Annotated in this window: 12 protein-coding genes and 3 pseudogenes; 6 read left to right on the top strand and 9 right to left on the bottom strand. The window is 53.7% G+C overall.

The window, feature by feature from the left end:
- From Q1B15_RS20710 to Q1B15_RS20700, 3 genes and pseudogenes are all read left to right on the top strand, one after another.
- Nucleotides 1-968, top strand: a 968-nt coding sequence (locus tag Q1B15_RS20710) for a Xaa-Pro peptidase family protein (protein WP_299757518.1), incomplete at its 5' end; no start/stop codon positions are given.
- A gap of 68 nt (nucleotides 969-1036) precedes the next feature.
- A pseudogene (locus tag Q1B15_RS20705) lies at nucleotides 1037-1733 on the top strand (IS6 family transposase).
- A gap of 167 nt (nucleotides 1734-1900) precedes the next feature.
- Nucleotides 1901-2482, top strand: coding sequence for an MOSC domain-containing protein (locus Q1B15_RS20700; protein WP_299757516.1), 582 nt, complete (start codon nucleotides 1901-1903; stop codon nucleotides 2480-2482).
- A gap of 187 nt (nucleotides 2483-2669) precedes the next feature.
- On the opposite strand, the gene Q1B15_RS20695 is transcribed toward Q1B15_RS20700, so the two are convergent.
- From Q1B15_RS20695 to Q1B15_RS20675, 5 genes are all read right to left on the bottom strand, one after another.
- The gene (locus tag Q1B15_RS20695) at nucleotides 2670-4142 is read right to left on the bottom strand and encodes a pyridoxal-5'-phosphate-dependent protein subunit beta (RefSeq protein ID WP_299757513.1); all 1473 of its coding nucleotides are present in this window, start codon (nucleotides 4140-4142) and stop codon (nucleotides 2670-2672) included.
- A gap of 42 nt (nucleotides 4143-4184) precedes the next feature.
- Nucleotides 4185-4991 (bottom strand): ectoine/hydroxyectoine ABC transporter ATP-binding protein EhuA, encoded by an 807-nt coding sequence (ehuA, locus tag Q1B15_RS20690; RefSeq protein ID WP_299757511.1) that lies wholly within the window; start codon nucleotides 4989-4991, stop codon nucleotides 4185-4187.
- Nucleotides 4992-5007: 16 nt separating this feature from the next.
- Entirely contained in the window at nucleotides 5008-5679 is a 672-nt protein-coding gene (gene ehuD / locus Q1B15_RS20685; RefSeq protein WP_299757508.1) for an ectoine/hydroxyectoine ABC transporter permease subunit EhuD, read from the bottom strand.
- Nucleotides 5680-5689: 10 nt separating this feature from the next.
- Nucleotides 5690-6355 (bottom strand): ectoine/hydroxyectoine ABC transporter permease subunit EhuC, encoded by a 666-nt coding sequence (gene ehuC, locus Q1B15_RS20680; protein WP_299757506.1) that lies wholly within the window; start codon nucleotides 6353-6355, stop codon nucleotides 5690-5692.
- 71 nt (nucleotides 6356-6426) lie between these two features.
- Entirely contained in the window at nucleotides 6427-7281 is an 855-nt protein-coding gene (locus tag Q1B15_RS20675; RefSeq protein WP_299757504.1) for a transporter substrate-binding domain-containing protein, read from the bottom strand.
- Between the two features lie 193 nt (nucleotides 7282-7474).
- On the opposite strand from Q1B15_RS20675, the gene Q1B15_RS20670 reads away from it, so the two are divergent.
- On the top strand, nucleotides 7475-7933 hold the full coding sequence (locus Q1B15_RS20670; RefSeq protein WP_299757502.1) for an Lrp/AsnC family transcriptional regulator: 459 nt from the start codon (nucleotides 7475-7477) through the stop codon (nucleotides 7931-7933).
- 102 nt (nucleotides 7934-8035) lie between these two features.
- A pseudogene (locus Q1B15_RS20665) lies at nucleotides 8036-8698 on the top strand (DDE-type integrase/transposase/recombinase).
- Nucleotides 8699-8885: 187 nt separating this feature from the next.
- Here Q1B15_RS20665 and Q1B15_RS20660 read toward each other — a convergent pair.
- From Q1B15_RS20660 to Q1B15_RS23570, 4 genes are all read right to left on the bottom strand, one after another.
- Nucleotides 8886-10031, bottom strand: coding sequence for a Xaa-Pro peptidase family protein (locus Q1B15_RS20660; RefSeq protein ID WP_299757500.1), 1146 nt, complete (start codon nucleotides 10029-10031; stop codon nucleotides 8886-8888).
- Nucleotides 10032-10033: 2 nt separating this feature from the next.
- Nucleotides 10034-11182 carry an amidohydrolase gene (locus Q1B15_RS20655; RefSeq protein ID WP_299757498.1) on the bottom strand — a complete coding sequence of 383 codons (1149 nt, stop codon included), beginning with the start codon at nucleotides 11180-11182 and terminating at the stop codon, nucleotides 10034-10036.
- 215 nt (nucleotides 11183-11397) lie between these two features.
- Nucleotides 11398-11910: a transposase gene (locus Q1B15_RS20650; RefSeq protein WP_366141759.1), complete on the bottom strand. Its 513-nt coding sequence runs from the start codon at nucleotides 11908-11910 to the stop codon at nucleotides 11398-11400.
- Entirely contained in the window at nucleotides 11831-12106 is a 276-nt protein-coding gene (locus Q1B15_RS23570; protein WP_366141760.1) for a transposase, read from the bottom strand. Before Q1B15_RS23570 ends, Q1B15_RS20650 begins: the two co-directional genes overlap by 80 nt.
- Nucleotides 12107-12226: 120 nt before the next feature.
- Between Q1B15_RS23570 and Q1B15_RS20645 the strand changes: the two are divergent.
- Nucleotides 12227-12377 (top strand): annotated as a pseudogene (locus Q1B15_RS20645) (IS6 family transposase); the annotation flags it as partial.

Here is a 12377-nt window from a genome sequence, read left to right as displayed (position 1 = left end):
CAACGGGCAAACCCGTTGCCGTGATTCCTACTATTGGGGCAGCCCTTATGGGGGAAACCTGGATAGAGGATATCCGCACTTGGAGTGCTCCTGATCTGAAGGACGACGGTGTGTCCTTGCTGGCCGATACTTTAGTTGAACTTACTTCGTCTGATGGCGCAATCGGGATGCCGGACGGCCACGAAACTCACACCCGTATGCCGCAAGCTGATCTGGCGTCGGTGCGAGCTGGTATCGGCATGCGAAAAGTAGTAGGAGATCATGGTATTTTGCGCGCCTTGCGCATGGTGAAATCCCCGGCAGAGATTGCGAAGATCGAAAATGCCTGTGCCATTGGCGGCCGTGCTTTCGAGCGCACGCCCGAGATTGCTAGGGCAGGGGTGCCGCTCGATGAAGTGTTTCGGAAATTCCAGATTCTTTGTCTTGAGGAGGGTGCAGATTGGGTTCCGTATTTGGCTGGCGGAGCCGAGCAGGGCGGATACCAAGACGTGATTTCCCCCGCCCGCACGACGCCATTGACGAACGGCGATGTTTTGATGCTGGACGCCGGCCTGGTCTGGGACGGGTACTTCTGTGATTTCGATCGGAACTGGTCGATTGGGCCTGCAACGTCCGAGGTTCAATTCGCCCACGCGCGGTTGGTCGAAGCTTCGGATGCTGCCTTTGAGACGGCACGGCCCGGTGTCACGGCGGCGACCTTGTTCCATGCCATGGACGAGGTGTTGAGACGCGATTCCGAGGGAATTAACGCTGGTCGGTTGGGCCACGGATTGGGCATGTCGCTGACCGAATGGCCGTCGTTGATCCCGACCGATCACACGGTGCTAGAACCAGGGATGGTGTTGACATTGGAGCCTGGAATTTCCGTTGGCAAAAAGATCCTGGTGCACGAGGAGAACATTGTTATCACCGATAGAGGGCCAAGGTTCATCAGTCCACGCATCGGAACGGATTTGCCCACGCTATGAGCGCTTTGCCAAGTACTGTCAGAAGAAACCAACTTGAGGCGGGTAGAGCGGATTTCTAGCGTCTGAATATGACCAAACCTGATCCATTTTGCTATTTCAAAACGAGTCGCGAGGTTATCCGTCTGGCGGTGATGCTGTATGTCCATTTCCCGCTGTCCCTTCGCAATGTGGAAGCTCTGCTGCACGAACGCGGCATCGAGGTGAGCCATGAAACTGTCGATACTGGTGGCACCGGTTTGCTCCGATGTTTGCCGCGGAGAACTGAAAACGGTGTATTTCCGGCATGAAATTCAGCCGATGGCGCTGGCATTTGGGCGAGATTTTCGTGAAAGGCAAAGGCGAGCGGCATTACCTTTGGCGTGCCGTTGATCATGAAGGTGAGGCTTGGAAAGCTTCGTGACGAGGGCGTGCGATAGGAAGGGAGCGCTGAAAGACTTTAAGAAAACAATGCGTAAGCATAGCCGTCCGGAGGTCATCGTCACGGACCGGTTGCGCTCGTATGGTGCGGCGCTGAAAGAAATCGGTTTGGCTGACAGGCAGGAAACCGGCCGCTGGGTGAACAATCGGGCAGAAAATTCTCACTTGCCGTTTCAACGACGCGAGCGCGCTTTGCTTGAGGCGGATGCGACGTTTGCAGAAATTCGCATCCGCCCATCCCTCGATTTACCACCTGTTCAATCCGGAAATAAGCCTCAACTTACGACCCAATTTCAAGCTCAACCGTGCGCCGCTCTTGCCCAGTGGCGCGGTCTTGGCGCGGTATAAGGAGCAGCCTCACTGTTCTTGTAGAGACTGGTTCGCATTGGTCTGACACCACCTACTGTCAAAGCGGCAGATTTTCGGTTTTAATTCGACTCCATGAATTGACCGCTCTGAATTTGGGTTGCGCCTGCCAATATAGAACGGGAGAATCACCGGCAAAAGGAACGCTCATGCCTTGTTTAGTCAAATCCGCGCATACTGGCACCATCAGATGGCTAGGTCGGGTCACCGCGCCAGAGATCAACATCAGGTCCGTAGCGTTAACTGATGCGCTAGCCACGTTTGCCGGTGTGGTTGGAGAAGCGCATTCAGGTACGACGCGCGCGTCTTGCGTGCGCGTGACTATGTTGCACCCCAAGGGCACGGAAATTCGAAACTCCCGTCAACTGTCTATTCTTTCCACGGAGGAAAACGCCGAAATAGCCACCAAAATTGGGTTAGAGGAATTGGATCCGACGTGGCTTGGCGCGTCAATCGTGATCGAAGGCATCCCAGACTTCACCCACATCCCGCCAGGATCCCGCCTGCAGACGGAGATGGGCACGACATTTACCGTGGATCTGGAGAACGCGCCGTGCAACTGGCCAGCCAAGGAGATCGAAACGGATCGCCCGGGCCATGGAAAGGCATTTAAGCAGGCCGCCAACGGGCGGCGCGGGGTCACAGCCTGGGTCGAGCGACCTGGACCGCTGAGTGTGGGCGATACGGTGGAATTATTTGTCCCAACACAGCGTGCTTGGGCACCGGAGTAGAGCACCTTTAACCGGTTCAACGCGGTCGACATCCGTGGTGTTTCAGGATGCGATGCAATGCGCTTCAGGTCATTGGTTGGGTGGTAGCCGAAATCCGGCTACCTTTGCACCTGTCAGACGGACTGCCATCGGGATGATTTTTTCTTGCGCCCCACATGGAAGACTGAGTTTGCGGCTGAATTCACGCTTATGACGCGTTGAATTGATCAATCATTCCGTCCCAGATGGGAACGAGATCCATCAGGCCGTCCCAGAACCCCTGATCACGGCGCCGGTCGAAATCTCGGACGGACGTGCCTTGTTGTTCCACCCAAGTGTAATAGCCCAAGTTAAACATACGCTCGCGATCTATCCGAGTCATCTCGATCATATGATCCGTAGACGCGCCTAAAATTGCCTGGCCAAAACTTTCGGCTGCGCCGAGTTTGTTGAACCCGTTTGCGTAGTATTTTTCCTCAGCGAGGCGCTGTTCGGAGTGGTACATGTCCGCGCCATCTGTGGCGATTGTCAGGACAACATCATTAGCTCCAAGCCCCATATATTTGGCGTATTTAATTGCCCCCAAGACGTTTGCGATTGATGACAGACCAAGATTGCCCAAGCTAGCCAAATCCCGCTGGCCAAGGCTGCGCCGTTCGGTCAAATATTCGCGCCCCGGTGTCGTATTAAAAACCAGATTCAAACCGTCGCAGGCACGATCCGATACACCAATAGCGAAATCTGAGTTCATCACATTGTGAATTAGTGGCACATGCTTGTCACCGATGCCCTGAATGTTGTGCTCGCCATAGCCGTTATACAGCAGCGTCGGGCACTCCAACGCTTCGATCACGCCGGTCTGAGTACCTAGGGCGTTTTTCAGATGGTCGCCGGCTGCAAGTGTTCCAGCAGAGCCTGATGCAGCAACAAACGCTCGGGCTGTCAGACCGCCCGGTGCGTTCACATGGTTGAATATACATTCTAACGCCGGGCCGGTGACAGCCCGGTGGATGATATAATTCCCGTATTCACCAAACTGATTCAAGATTAGGTTTTCTGGATCCTTCTCAAGCACATGGCATGCATCATAGATTTCTTTGACGTTACTTTCTGTCCCGGGTGTGCGGTAAATGTCTGCCGGGTCCGCCAGCCAACGGTTCAGCCAGTCAAAACGTTCCTGGCTCATCCCTTCGGGCAGCACGGCCACTGATCGACACCCAAGTAAAGTCGCGATGGCAACGCCACCGCGACAATAATTACCGGTCGAGGGCCAGACAGCCCGATGCCTCGTGGCATCGAAACTGCCAGACATCAGCCGAGGGATCAGACAGCCATAGGCAGCCAGTACCTTGTGCGTGTGGATCATTGGAAAGCGGTTACCCAGCGCCACTACAATCTTCGCTTTAACTCCGGTCAACTCTTCGGTCAGGACCATATGATCTGGAACATCGCTAAAACCACGCCGATCCGAGGCGTTGTGCCAATTTACCCGGAACAGGTTTCGAGGATCGGCTGCGTCTGGGTCTACATCGGCGATGTCTTTGAACTTCTCGGCCAAATGACATTTCGGATCCGCAAGATCAGAAATCCTGGGCAAGACAACTTTCATTTCACGAAGGCGATTTACGCTGCGCTCATAGGCCTCGGGGTCTATAATCTCAGTTTCTAATCCTGGTATCATCGCAGATGCCTTCTCGGTACAAAACTTGATTGCAAATGTGGTTTAATTCGCGTCCAGCACTGCTCGCAGAAACTGCTTTGTGCGATCGTTTTGCGGATCGTCAAAAAGTTGATCCGGCGTGCCTTGTTCGGCGATCTTGCCTGCGTAGAAGAAACAGACCCTGTCGGAAATTTCGCGAGCAAAACCCATCTGGTGGGTAACCATAATCATCGTCAGGTTATGTTCGCTGTTCAGCGAGCGGATTACGTTCAGGACTTCACCGATAACTTCGGGGTCCAGCGCCGAAGTGACCTCGTCCAGCAACATCACCTTTGGGCGCATTGCCAATGCCCGTGCAATTGCCACGCGTTGTTGCTGGCCACCGGACAATCGTGACGGATGCTGATCTTTCTTTTCATACATCCCAACTAACCGCAGCAGATCAATCGCGCGGTCTTCGGCTTCATCGCGGTTCATTCCCAGCACTTGGATTGGAGCCTCGATGCAGTTTTGCAGCGCGGTCATATGCGGAAACAGGTTGAATTGCTGAAACACCATTCCAATGCCAGTTCGTTTCTGACGCAGGTATTTTTCATTGGCGACCACCAGCCCGTTGCCCTTGGGCATATGGGTCAGTGGATCGCCGTCCAAATAGATCACACCATCATTAATCGCCTCGAGCGTCATCAAGACGCGTAGAACCGTCGTTTTGCCAGACCCGGAAGGCCCGATGATGGAGACCATTTCATTGTGACCAACATCAAGGTTCAGTTGATCCAAGACAGTCAGATCGCCGTAGCGCTTGGTCACGTCCGCAAAGCGGACCAAAGGGCCTCCTTCGGGCAGGACAAGCGGGTGTTTTGTATCCATGATTGGTATTCGACCTTTAGTGCTTAATTTTGCCCTGATGTCGGGCAACGGCGGCTTCAAGTCGGCGCAGCCCCAATGCCGTGGGCAAGGAGATAATGAGGAAGATAAACCCGACCATCGTATAGGGTTCCAGATAGCGATAGGTTTCTGCACCAAGCGCATTTGCAGTGTGCATCAGTTCTGCGACCCCGATGGTGGCCAACAGCGGTGTGTCTTTGAATATGCCCACTAGATAGTTGCCCATTCCGGGCAAAGCGATTGGAAAGGCCTGCGGCAGGATCACCCTACGATAAGTGTAAACCGTAGAAAAATTCAGGGCGCGGCAGGCTTCCCACTGGGTCTTTGGAACGCCTTCCAATGCACCGCGATAAACCTCTGACAGGTAGGTTCCGAAATGCAGACCAATCGTCAACATCGCAGAGGTCCATGCAGACAAGGTAACACCGAACTGCGGTGCTACGAAGAAGACGAAGAAAAGCTGTACCAACAATGGGGTCGAACGCACAAATTCCACCAACTCGCGCACAACGATGTTTACAACGCGATAAGGGGTTTGCTGTCCGAACATCAGGATCAGCCCGACAACCATTGCAATAGCATAGCCCGCACCAGCAGCCAGTAATGTGTTGCCCGTGGCCCAAAGCATCCGAGGCAGAATTTCTATTGCGAATTCCCAACGCCATTCCATCAGTGTGCCCTCATGATTTACCGACCTTGCGTGCTGCCAGAACTTCCAGCCAACGCAGGAACGGTATTAAGGCAAAGCGTGCCATCGCGTAGTACACCAACAAGGCAGTGCCAAAAACCTGAGCGGACAGCCATGTCGTTGCGTTGAGCTGTTTGGCGACAAACATCAAATCGACCACTGTAATCAATGCAACCAATGCCGTTGCCTTTAGCAATTCCACCGTCAGGTTTGCGGCTGGCGGCAAGATGATTGTGAATGTCTGCGGGATAATGATCCGGCGGATCCGTTGCTTGGAAGAGAAGTTCAGCGCCAGCGCCGCTTCCCATTGGGCTTTTGGAACGGCTTGAATGCCGCCGCGCACCACTTCGGCCCCATAGGCACCAAAGTTCAGACCAAGAGCAATGACACCGGACATGAACGGCGACAAGGTCAGGCCCATCAACGGGAGTACATAGTATATCCAATATAGCTGGACCAACAGGGAAGTGCCGCGAAAAAACTCAATGTATACAAAAGCTACGCCTTGAATTGGCTTGCTATTTGTTATTCGCATCAAGCCGAAGATGATCGAGATCGTGACAGCCAAAAGCAGCGCGCAGATCATCACACTGACCGTCATAACCGCACCGGATGCCATCTTGGGCAGATACTGAATCAGGAATTCCCAATAGTTCACGATGCGGCCTTGTCTGGGTGGTAGACTGGATCAGGCAGCATATTTGCGCCGCCTGATCCGAGTATTATGGTCTAGCGATTTGCACAGGCAAATTCGGTCGAGGCATCTTCACCGGGAAGTTGAAATTCGGTGTAACCATACTCGGCTGTATTTGCCATCCAAGCCTCTCCACCGACAACCTTGGCCATTGCTTCGTTGAACGCTGCCAGGAAATCAGTGTCTGAATGGCGCATGCCAATACCGACCCAGTTCTTGGTCCACTCGGGCATATCGGCCGGATTGGTCACTTCAAATTTTCCATTCGACTTGTCGACATGTTCTTTGGCGCCAAAGAATGTCTGAACCGCAACATCAGCACGGCCCGCGTTCATCGCCGCAAGAATCTCGACCTCGCCAGCCACCAGCATCATCTGGTCCTCTGGTACGCCCTCTTTTTTGGCGGCTTCTACAGTGTTGAAGCCAGCACCAGTGACCAATTTGGCCCCGGTAGAGATCACGTCCTGATAGTTATGGATGCCTTTTGGATTGCCAGCGGGAACCAACATTGCGTCGCCGAAAAGTCCAATTGGATCCGAGAAGTTCATGTTCTCACAACGGCTTTTCAGAATATACATGCCGCCGGTGATGATGTCATAGCGATTGGCTTGCAAGCCAGGGATCAGACCGGCCCACTCATTCACCGATGTCTCGTAATTGGTGATCCCCATTTCTTCAAGCACTACCAATGCAATTGCGTTCACGAAGCCTAAAGGCTCGCCATTATCGCCTGGGTACGCCCAAGGAATAGCTGTCGCGAAGCCAAGACGGATAGGTTCACCTGCGTTTATTCTATCTGACAATTCGTCTGCCGTTGCCGCTTGGGCAGTTCCAATCAGCAGAGCGCCTACCATCACGGATAGAGCTTTTGACTTTAAGTTCTGAAGCATTCTATTTCACCTCTTTCTCTTACATTCACATGCTGGGGAATGAAAAACCAATCACCGCCCCAAGTTTTCCCAGCTTATCGCAGAGAGACTTGATCATTTTAGGCATATATTTGCACAAGTGTATCGCAAAATAGCACTTTGTGTGATCACAATGAACCTAAATAGCATGTATTCATGACCGGATAACATCAAAATGGAACTGAGCCAGATTGAACGAACCATTCTACGTATGCTTCAAGCCAACTCTCGCACCAAACTAGAAGATATTGCGATCGAAGCGGGTGCTTCGATTCCAACAATTCAGCGTAAAATTCGCCACTTTCGGAACACCGGTATCATCCGCGGAGAAATGGTAGAACTGGACCCCGAAGCAGTCGGACTGCAAATGACATTTTTGATCTTGGTCGAGTTGGAACGCGAACGAGTTCAGCATTTAGACGCTTTCCGCACGAAGATGCGGTCAGAGCCGCAAATTCAGCAATGCTATTATATTACTGGCGAAGCCGACTTCGCCTTGATCGCATTGGCCAAGGATATGAAAGAATATCAGGCTCTTATTCAGCGGCTATTTTTTGACGACATGAATGTAAAACGTTTTCGTACGTCAGTTGTTATGGACAGCACAAAAACCGGCCTGACGGTACCCATTTGAACGACACGATTTTTGAGTAATACAATTAACAGATCAATGTCCGACGCACCGTCAGAGCAAACTGACTTGAGGCGAGGCGGGGCAACGAATAAGCTTTTGTGGATGAGAAAACGTAGTCCGTTTCGCTATTTCAATACGTGCCCACAAGCCATCGGCGTGGCGGTGATGATGTCTATCGGGTTTCTGCTATCGCTAAGGAACGTGGAAGATCCCTTGTATGAGCGTGGGATGGAGATCAGCGATGAAGGCGTGCGGTCTTGGTGGAACTGTTTTGGCTCAATGCTTGTTGAGGCCCGCATGAATTGAGCCGACCGGGTGTGATTTTACTCGAACGGGCAAGGGCACTTGGACGAGTTATTTGTGAAGATCAGCAGTAAGGCGCACTACTTGTGGCGCGCCGTTGCTCATGATGGAGAGGTCCTGGAGAGCGGAGTTGAAATTCATTAGAAAATCAATCAAGCGATACGGTAATCAAGAAGTGATCGTGACAGATAATCTCCGATCATATGGCGCAGTGACTGAAGTTGTCGGCCATGCTCCGAAACAGGAAACGGGATGCTGGCTCAACAATCGCGCCGAGAATTCTCACCTGCCATTTCGAAGGCGAGACAGAGCCTAGATCTTCGATCTAGGCGCATGCGAAGTTTGCATAAATTTTTCACCGCTCAGGCTTCCGTCCATGGGAATTTCAAATAGGAACGGCATCTCTACACTAGGGTCAATTTCAAGCCGAACCGCACCGCCGCTTTTGGCGAGTGGCGGTAATTTTGTTCGGCATATATTCACGCACTCAACAGTAAGCTGAGACGGGCTCGAATTAGCCTGGCGGCAACCATGAAGGGTTTGCGGAGAGAGGGTCTTGCTGAGGCGCACAACTGTAAGCGCGCAAGTTGACCATAGTATCCGCCCAAACGACATGCGGGAGGCTCATTTGAAGATCACATTGGCTTCGTCACAAAATTATTTGATCAATCGCCTTCGGGTGATCAGTTAATGGTTCATACCCCTCTTCCGTTATGATGAAACTGTCCCCAACTTGGGCGCGGAATGTATCCACACTGACAGAACCATCGACCGCAAGAACCATGCCGGGTTGCAAAATAGTCGTGTCGCCCGTCACCAACTGCGGGGCCTCCAAGAAACTAAATCCCGTCGCGCGCCCGCATCTAAAGGGATACTCGAACCCTGCCTCCTGAATGACGTCTGCGTAAGCCGCGTGTACGCTCTCCGCGGTCACGCCGGGCCGCAACGCATCAAGGGCGGCTTTTTGGCTAGCCAGCGCAACTTCATAGACCTGCGCCTGTGACGTATCCGCGATCTCACCAATCCAGAACGTGCGATCAAATCCCAGCTTGAAACGATGGAAATTGGTCATGCCGCACAAGCACAGAAATACCGGCTCGCCCCGCCGCATGATTCGTGTCGTGGCACGGTGATGGGTCTTGGTGATCATCTCGCCGGAAGCCATGATTTGCAGAAAATGCGTGTTGGGCGACATATCGGCATCGTCGTAGTGCGCCGCTAAGAGCTCTGCAGACTTGCGCGTACCGGCTTGCGCTGTCGCAAGGGCAACCTCGTATTCCGCAACAGCATCCCCAATCGCCGCGCGGCCTGCCGCCATCATGGCGTCTGCAACTTGGCCTGCATGTCGCGCCAGTTGCAGTTCCTGCGCGGATTTGATCATGCGCATGTTTGACAGCAGCGGTGTTGCTGAGGCCAGGGTTTGCGCCCCGACCAGTTCATCGATATATTTGCGCACAAGCGCTGGCATATGGTTTGGCTCAATGGCAACGCGGTTGGCCCTTTCGACAGCTGCGGGTAATTCGGCACGCCATTCCTCGCCCATGCCGTCATTCCACGCGGCAATCGTGTCAACGCGGGCTGCGGCGTCGGCACTGTTGAGGTCGATTGTTGGGGTAATCAAAAGGCTCGGACCATCGCGATGCACGACCAATATAGTTGGACGACCGAACTCCATGTGCAGATAGTCGTAGTAGCCCGTCAGGTAATAGACATTGTCGTCATCCGTAATGAGAGCAACGTCGATCCCATTCTCCGCAAGACAATTGCGAAATGCACTCATGCGCGGCTCGAACATAATTATGTCTCCTGTGTGCCGCTCTTCGGGAGGCGATCCCGGACAAGCTGCGCCCAGAACGCAGCACCGATAGGCAAAAGGTCATCGTTAAAGTCGTAATCCGCTGAATGCAGGGGCTGCCCACAGGGGCCTTCTTCGCCGTTCCCCATCAGCAAGAAGCACCCTAAAATAGCGTCTGAGAAATGCGCGAAATCTTCTGAGAAACTCATCGGCTCACAATTGCCGTTTGCCTTCAGACCAAGGGCACGCGCGGCATCGACCACCGCTTGCACCGGCTCCTCTGCATTAATGGTCTCGATGAATTCGGTGTTGAACGAAACGGACACCGATACGCCATGGGCGGCACCGATCCCTTTGGCAATCTGGCGCATCAGGCGGGCAACCGCCTCGCGGTCTCCGGGCATACGTGCGCGGACATCTCCCTTGAGCGTTGCGGTGCCCGGGAGGACGTTGCGCTGACCGTCGGTCAAAAACTCAGTCACAGACACGACCACGCCAGCACCCGGTGCCAATTTCCGCGATACGATTGTCTGCAAGGCCTGCACGATTTCCGCTCCAACCGTAATCGCATCAACCCCTACTTGTGGCATTGAAGCATGTCCGCCTTGCCCTTCGATCAAGATCTCAAATAGGCTTTCGCTGGAGCAGATTTGCCCTGCCCGCGTGGAGACTTGGCCAACGGGCACGCCAGGCAAATTATGAATGGCGTAAATTTCTTCAACTGGGAAGCGCTCCAACACGCCTTCCTCGATCATGGCCTGCGCCCCGAGCCCGTGTTCTTCATTCGGTTGGAACAGGAAAACCACAGTCCCGTCAAAGTCAGGATCAATTGCCAATGACGCCGCCGCGCCCAAAAGCATTGTCATATGACCGTCATGACCACAGGCATGCATGACCCCGGTGGTCTGGGAAACATAATTATGGGCGCTTGTCTCATGTATGGGCAGCGCGTCCATATCCGCCCGCAAGCCGATAGCTCTATTGCCCGACCCTCGTTTCAATATGCCGACGACGCCCGCGCCTTCGTGGACTTCCAGTCCGAGACTTTTCAATATCTCGGCTACGCGCGCTTTGGTCTGGTCCTCTGCAAAGCCAAGTTCGGGAGTGCGGTGAAATTCGTGGCGCAGCGCGATAAGGTCTATATGGTCCATTAAGTCGCTCGTATGTGTCAGTTTGAGAGTAACTTAACTGCAATTATTCCTTCTGAAGGCAAAAAGCGACTTTTTGAAGCGGGATTTTGAATACTTCCGCCGTTGGGGTTATTTTGAACGTGGATAATTGGCACAATTCTGACGTCTGCTAGGAACTTACGGCCTTGTTTCATGGAGCCAGAGGAGGTCGGAACGCGCCCTACCCGAGATGGATTTCAGGCGATGCGATCGAAATTGGGCCGGCCAAGTTCGGTCATCCGGTTAAGGATCCGGACGCCAATCCTGGCTTCTGTTTCCTGATTTTCAAACGAGCGCGCCTTGAGCTTAGGCCCGATGACGGTCTTCCAGCGGCCCATCAGTGTTTCACCCCGGCTGCGCCGATTGTAGCGCGATGCCTTCTGCCATGCCATCCGACCGTGCGCGTGTATCTCAGCAATATGGCGGTCACGAATTCTCGGGTTCCGGGCGGCGCCGGGGCTCAGGACCGCGTTCTTGGGTGGTGGAATCGTGAGTTTGATCGCCGAACCGAAGCGTTCGGTTAGAACGTCGCATGTTGGCTCTCCATCGTACGCTCCATCCGCCAGAAACAGGTCACCCGGGCCGGTGATCTGATCCAGCAGGCCCGGTAGGGCAGTCGGATCGGCAATGTCATCTGTGGTCAAATTGGAGCAGACGATCTGGCCACTGACAAGATCGAGGCCAAGGTGCAGCTTGCGCCAAGAGGGCACCCTCGCCGAAGATCCTCAGCCCTGTACTGTCCAGGACCGGTTTGGAATTCTTGGAAATAGCTCTATCAGACAAGCTCAGCCCGTTGCCTCTGCGTGACAAAGTCGTGTAATGCGGCACCGCGATCTCAACCCCCAGTAGGCCGGCGATGGAGCGCATCAAGCCTTCGGCCTGCCGCAGTGGTTGCTTGAAGATCATGCCAAAGGTCAGGCAGAGCTCAATCGCCGGCATTGTCAGAATAAATCTTCTTGAGGCGGGCAGGGTGGTTTCGCAGCCTTTGTTCATGACGAAAACACGCCCTTTCACAGCAGCCCGGAGATCATCCGCTTGGCGGTCATGATGGACGTTCGCTTTCCCCTTTCGCTCCGCAATGTCGAGGACCTGCTGCACGAGCGCGCCGTCGACATCAGCCACGAAACGGTGCGGGACTGGTGGAATAGATTTGGCCCAATGTTCGCCGCTCAAATTC

This window comes from uncultured Boseongicola sp., from assembly GCF_937988555.1.
Taxonomy (GTDB): Bacteria; Pseudomonadota; Alphaproteobacteria; order Rhodobacterales; family Rhodobacteraceae; genus Boseongicola.
The sequence above is the reverse complement of the archived record's forward strand: the minus strand, read 5'-3'. Positions and strand labels throughout refer to the sequence as shown.